The organism is Vibrio sp. 10N.222.48.A3, assembly GCF_041475345.1.
Classification (GTDB): domain Bacteria; phylum Pseudomonadota; class Gammaproteobacteria; order Enterobacterales; family Vibrionaceae; genus Vibrio; species Vibrio tasmaniensis_A.
Window position 1 is genome coordinate 1 of the sequence record NZ_JBFRVX010001172.1, and the last position, 974, is coordinate 974.

The following is a 974-nucleotide window of genomic DNA, read 5'->3' on the forward strand; positions in this document are numbered from 1 at the left end:
CCACCTAGGTGCTCTAGGTTCAGGTCACGTGACTAAGCTTGTAAACAACTTCATGGGTATGACAACTGTTGCGACTATGTCTCAAGCTTTCGCTGTTGCTCAACGCGCTGGTGTTGATGGGCAACAACTGTTTGATATCATGTCTGCAGGTCCATCTAACTCTCCGTTCATGCAATTCTGTAAGTTCTACGCTGTAGATGGCGAAGAGAAGTTAGGTTTTTCTGTTGCTAACGCTAACAAAGACCTTGGTTACTTCCTTGCACTTTGTGAAGAGCTAGGTACTGAGTCTCTAATCGCTCAAGGTACTGCAACAAGCCTACAAGCTGCTGTTGATGCTGGCATGGGTAACAACGATGTACCAGTAATCTTCGACTACTTCGCTAAACTAGAGAAGTAATCGACGTACGACCTCGCTAGGGTATTGCCTGTCTGTTAGGCGGCGATACCTCAGCGAGGTTCGTTTTTTATCTACACAAAGTCTTATCTACAAGCCCGTCTCATTTAAGCTCAGCCTTTCAATGTTTCAATGCTTCTTGCTAACACTTCATTTCCTTCGAAACTCTTTGTTATAGACGCGCATTGTTAGATATAAACTGACTCACCATTCTCATATATTTCAAAGTAACGTTGATGTGTGGTCGTTCGCGCGGATGAGCAATCACGTCCTCAATCGTCAATGAAAAGCAAAAAAAAGCCCACACAGCTGGTGACTGTGTGGGCGTATTCGGACTAGCCGTCTGGACAAACCAATGAGCAAGACAAGTGAAGTAACGATTAACGAGATCCCCCGACAGTTTCTACATTAAACGTGTTCAATGACCTTAAAGCACGTTGCTTCAATTACCACTTTGAATTGCACAAAAGTATCCAGAAAGAACTTAAGTTATGATTCAAACACACCATACCTTAAGGTTAATTGTATTACAAATAATTCTAAGGCTTGAATGGTTTTAGTGAATGCTTAGTTGATGAAA

At 42.4% G+C, this 974-nt stretch carries 1 protein-coding gene; it reads left to right on the forward strand.

Annotated features, from left to right (window positions below):
* Positions 1–397, forward strand: a 397-nt coding sequence (locus AB4653_RS24730) for an NAD-binding protein (protein ID WP_372105552.1), incomplete at its 5' end; no start/stop codon positions are given.
* Between the last annotated feature and the right edge of the window lie 577 nt (positions 398–974).